Genomic DNA, 4,874 nt, shown 5'->3' on the forward strand with positions numbered 1-4,874 from the left:
GTCATATAGTCGATGCCGCGCACGGTCGACTTGTGATAGTCGATGTCGCCACGGATATACCAGCCGCCGACTTCTACCGGCTGCTCGTAGACGGCCTGAGGCGGAGCCTCTTCGACGATCGGTTCCGGCAGGTCGGCCGCGAACAACGGCCCCGCCAGGCCTGCGAACAGTAAGGCGAGCAGGGCCTTTCTTGCTGTCTTGAACATGCTTGTCACCCCTGAGAAGCTCGGAACGGCAAACCCGCCCGAAATGCGATTGGCTTTCAGTCGTGGATAATGAATTGCAAAGGTTAAAAGGCGTTTAACCCTGTTGCTTAACCACGAATCTCGAAACTTCTGGGGACCGGCGCGAGATTTCCGAACAGCGAACAGACTGGGAGCCGACAAGAAAAAGCCCGCCGAGAGGCGGGCCTTGGACAGGTTCAGGCGACGACGTCCTGCCGGGCGCTGTGGGGGTCAGGCGGCGCTGCGCGTTTCCGAGATGATGTCCACGATGCCATTCACCACGGACTCGACCAGTTGCGGGTCGTCGCCCTCGGCCATCACGCGGATCAGCGGCTCTGTCCCGGATGGCCGGATAACCAGCCGTCCGGTCTTGCCGAGCCGGCTACGCGCGTCTTCGATGGCGGCCTTGACCGGCGCCTCCTCGAGCGGCTTGCCGCCGGAAATGTGAACGTTCTTCAGGAGTTGCGGCACGGGTTCGAATTTCTTCGACAGTTCGCTGACCGGCCGGCCCTGCCGCTTGATGCAGGCCAGCACCTGCAGCGCCGAAACCAGGCCGTCGCCGGTGGTCGAAAAGTCGGACAGCACGATATGGCCCGACTGTTCGCCGCCGACATTCAAGCCATGCGCGCGCATATGCTCGACGACATAACGGTCGCCGACCTTGGTGCGGTGCAATTGCAGCTTCATGTCGCCGAGGAAGCGTTCGAGGCCCAGATTGGACATGACGGTTGAGACGACACCGCCGCCGGCAAGCCGCCCGCTCTGGTGCCAGGATTCGGCGATCAGCGCCATGATCTGGTCACCATCGACGATCGCGCCGTTTTCATCGACGATGACGACGCGATCGGCGTCGCCGTCGAGCGCGATGCCGATATCGGCGCGCACTTCGTGCACCTTCTTTTGCAGGCCGGCCGGGTGGGTCGAGCCGCATTCCTTGTTGATGTTGAAGCCGTTGGGCTCGACATTGATGGCGACGACTTCGGCGCCCAGTTCCCACAGCGCCTCGGGCGCCACCTTGTAGGCCGCGCCATTGGCGCAATCGACGACGATCCTCAAGCCCGCGAGCGACATCGAGCGCGGCAAGGTGCGCTTGGCGAATTCGATGTAGCGGTCATGCACGCCGTCGACGCGCTTGGCGCGGCCAAGCCCGTCGGAGTCGGCGAGCGCCAGTTCGATATCCCTGTCGAGCATGCTCTCGATGCGCTCCTCGATCTCGTCGGAGAGCTTGTAGCCGTCGGGTCCGAACAGCTTGATGCCGTTGTCGTAATAGGGGTTGTGCGAGGCCGAGATCATGACGCCGATATCGGCGCGCAGCGAACGCACCAGCATGGCGACAGCCGGCGTCGGGATCGGGCCGAGCAGGAACACGTCCATGCCGGCGGCACAAAGACCGGCGACCATGGCATTCTCGATCATATAACCGGAAAGCCTGGTGTCCTTGCCGAGCACGACACGATGTCGATGGCTGCCGCGCTGGAAAGAAAGGCCGGCGGCCATGCCGACCCGCATCGCGATTTCAGCGGTCATCGGAAACTTGTTGGCGCGTCCGCGAATGCCGTCCGTGCCGAAATAATTCCCTGCCATGCCAGTCAGCTTCCTCGACGTTTCTTCCCCGGCACGTCATGCCACAAGTGGCCAGGGCGCTATGATCACATTGTGTGATTATACGTTACCAATCCTTAGAAAACCATTGTTGTGCACTGCACACAACGTGGCCGCAACCTGACATGCCCAGACTGCCATGCTGCAATATACAAGTCATTCGAGCCTTTCAGCGCGGATGCACCAGGAAAATCTTGCTCTGAACCAGGCAACGGACAACGATTTCATCACCTTATCGGGAGAAGCCGATTTTCGGCGATATATACGCCACTTAGCATCTGGCGCAACCGACCGTTGAGCGTTATTGATTTGCAGGGACGTATCATGGGCTGCTGCAACGGAGAAACGCTATGCTCATCCACCGACTTGCCACTTTGACCGGCCTCGCCGTCGCGACCTTGTTCCTGGCCGCGCCAGCCAACGCACTGACGATGGCCGAGTGCAGCACGAAGTATAACGCCGCCAAGGATGCGGGGACACTGGCCGGAGCGACCTGGAACCAGTTCCGCAAGGCTCAGTGCGGTACCGACGCCGCAGCGACGACCGACGCCAAGCCGGCCGATGCCAAGAAAGCGACCGACACCACGAAGGCTGCCGCCGCGGCGGACGACAGCACGGCCAAGGGCCTGACGGCGAAGGAATGCAGCACCAAGTATCAGGCGGCGAAGGCTGCCGGCACGCTGAACGGCATGAAGTGGAACGACTTCCGCAAATCCGAATGCGCCGCCGGTGCATCCGCCGCTGCCGCCGCCAAGCCGGCGACCACCAAGGCCGCCGCGGCTCCCGCCGCTCCCGCAGACAATGGCGGCAAGGGCCTGAGCATGGCCGAATGCAGCACCAAGTATCAGGCCGCCAAGACGGCCAACACGCTGAACGGCATGAAGTGGAACGACTTCCGCAAGACCGAGTGCGGCGCAGCCGCCTCGGATGACGACACCGTGCCGGCCGCCGACGAGGCGAGCTACACCAAGGAGCCGGCGAAGCCGACGACGGCTGCGCCCAAGGGCGTCACCTTCCCGTCCGCGATCTCGCCGAAATATACCAGCGAGACCCCCGGAAAGGGCCGTATGCACACCTGCCTCGACCAGTACTATGCCCTCAAGGACGCCAATTCGCTTGGCGGCCTGAAGTGGATCCAGAAGGGCGGCGGCTTCTACAGCCTGTGCAACGCCAAGCTGAAGAGCTGATCGCTTAGCCATAGTCTCCAAACAAAGGCCCGCGCATCGCAAGATGCGCGGGCCTTTTTTGTTGCGCGAAGACGCACACTGCCTTGCTCGCATCTGCATGTCGCCGGGCTGCCGGCATCATCAATTCGCCTACACTGCCCACCGCCAAGCTCATCGGTAGTCCGTAAAGATTCTGGTTGAACATATAGAGAACAAACCATATACAAAAAGACGTCAAACTTATTATCAACCAGGAGGGTCTTATGCACGGTTTGAAATTGGCGGTATTGGCTGCGACCGCATTTGTCGCTTGGAGCGTCGCCCCCGCAAGCGCACTGACGATGAAGGAATGCGGCGAGACCTATCGAACAGCCAAGGAAGGCGGCACTCTGAACGGCATGGACTGGACGGCTTTTCGCAAGGAGAAGTGCGCGACATCAGCAGCGGACAGTGTCAGCGAGGATACGGTCAAAACCGAGCCGCAGACGAAAAAAGAAACCAGCGCGGCGGTCGCCCCCACTGTAGCGCCCGCGGGCGTGACATTTCCGACCACGCTGGCCGCCGAGTTCAAGACCGAAAAGCCCGCGAAGGCGCGCATGAAGACCTGTCTCCAGGGCTACCATGGCAACAAGGACGCGGGCACGTTGAACGGCCTTCGCTGGATCCAGAAGGGCGGCGGTTATTACAGCCTGTGCAATGCCAAGCTGAAGAGCTGAGCGACAAGACATCTGAAGAAGAGAAGGCCTGCGAACCGCAGGGTTCGCGGGCCTTTTTGTTGCCTTCGAGGGCACGCCAGCGGCGACGTTGCCAATCTCCCCCTTGTGGGGGAGATTGGCTATCACCTAGACTTTCGCCAATCGTCACCGTCGCAGATGCGAGGTCGCGGACAACTCCTCCCCAACGCCAAAAACAAAAAACGCCGCGGAGCAAGCCGCGGCGTTCGATGAAATCGGTGGCCGAACTCAGCTCGACGGCTGTGGTTCCATACCGCCTTCGGGCTCAGGACCCTTCTTGCGGCGGCCGCCGGACTTCGGCACGGCCGAGCCACGACTTGGCGGCGTATCGTCGCCGAGGTCGCGTGCGGGCTTGTGGCCGGCGATCAACTGCTTGATCTCCTCGCCGGACAGCGTCTCGTATTCCAGCAGGCCCTGAGCCAGCGCGATCCATTCCTTCTTCTTCTTGGTCAGGATGGACTTCGCCGACGAATAGGCCTCATCGATCAGGCGGCGCACTTCGGCGTCGATGATCTGCGCCGTTTCTTCCGAGACGTTCTGCGTGCGTGCCACCGAATGGCCAAGGAACACTTCTTCCTGGTTGTCGCCATAGGCGACATGGCCGAGCTTGTCGGAAAAGCCCCAGCGCGTGACCATGGCACGCGCCAGCTTGGTCGCCTGCTCGATATCCGAAGAAGCTCCGGAGGTGATGTTCTCCTTGCCGAACTTGAACTCCTCGGCGACACGGCCGCCCATCATGATGGCGAGCCGCGAGATCATGTATTTGTAGCTCATCGAATAGCGGTCGCCTTCGGGCAACTGCATGACCATGCCGAGTGCACGGCCGCGCGGGATGATGGTGGCCTTGTGCAGCGGATCGGCCGACGGCACGTTGAGCGCGAGGATGGCGTGGCCGGCCTCATGGTAGGCGGTCAGTTCCTTCTCGGCCTGCGTCATGGCCGACGAGCGGCGCTCGGCGCCCATCATGATCTTGTCCTTAGCGTCCTCGAATTCAGCCATGGTGACGAGGCGCTTGTTGCGTCGTGCCGCCATCAGCGCGGATTCGTTGACGAGGTTCATCAGGTCGGCGCCGGAGAAGCCAGGCGTGCCGCGCGCGATCACCTTGAGGTCGACGTTGGGCGCCAGCGGCACGTTGCGCACATGCACCT

General features: G+C 61.8%; 3 protein-coding genes and 2 pseudogenes. 2 read left to right on the plus strand and 3 right to left on the minus strand.

Features of this window, described 5'->3' with window-relative positions:
• Positions 1–206: pseudogene (locus EN994_RS17975) on the minus strand (porin family protein); the annotation flags it as partial.
• 249 nt (positions 207–455) lie between these two features.
• The gene (gene glmM, locus EN994_RS17980) at positions 456–1,808 is read right to left on the minus strand and encodes a phosphoglucosamine mutase (RefSeq protein ID WP_013529155.1); all 1,353 of its coding nucleotides are present in this window, start codon (positions 1,806–1,808) and stop codon (positions 456–458) included.
• A gap of 368 nt (positions 1,809–2,176) precedes the next feature.
• Here glmM and EN994_RS17985 point away from each other — a divergent pair, with 368 nt between their 5' ends.
• Together EN994_RS17985 and EN994_RS17990 are read left to right on the plus strand one after the other, a co-directional pair.
• On the plus strand, positions 2,177–3,013 hold the full coding sequence (locus tag EN994_RS17985) for a hypothetical protein (RefSeq protein WP_063169197.1): 837 nt from the start codon (positions 2,177–2,179) through the stop codon (positions 3,011–3,013).
• A gap of 242 nt (positions 3,014–3,255) precedes the next feature.
• Entirely contained in the window at positions 3,256–3,708 is a 453-nt protein-coding gene (locus EN994_RS17990) for a hypothetical protein (protein ID WP_013529153.1), read from the plus strand.
• Positions 3,709–3,954: 246 nt separating this feature from the next.
• Here EN994_RS17990 and EN994_RS17995 read toward each other — a convergent pair.
• Positions 3,955–4,874 (minus strand): annotated as a pseudogene (locus tag EN994_RS17995) (ATP-dependent metallopeptidase FtsH/Yme1/Tma family protein); the annotation flags it as partial.

It is taken from the genome of Mesorhizobium sp. M7A.F.Ca.CA.002.09.1.1 (genome assembly GCF_003998555.1).
GTDB classification, from domain to species: Bacteria; Pseudomonadota; Alphaproteobacteria; order Rhizobiales; family Rhizobiaceae; genus Mesorhizobium; species Mesorhizobium ciceri.

Bases quoted from the DNA above. Each gene is read 5' to 3' on its own strand.
- glmM (WP_013529155.1), bottom strand. From the start codon at position 1,808: ATGGCAGGGAATTATTTCGGCACGGACGGCATTCGCGGACGCGCCAAC.
- EN994_RS17985 (WP_063169197.1), top strand. From the start codon at position 2,177: ATGCTCATCCACCGACTTGCCACTTTGACCGGCCTCGCCGTCGCGACC.
- EN994_RS17990 (WP_013529153.1), top strand. From the start codon at position 3,256: ATGCACGGTTTGAAATTGGCGGTATTGGCTGCGACCGCATTTGTCGCT.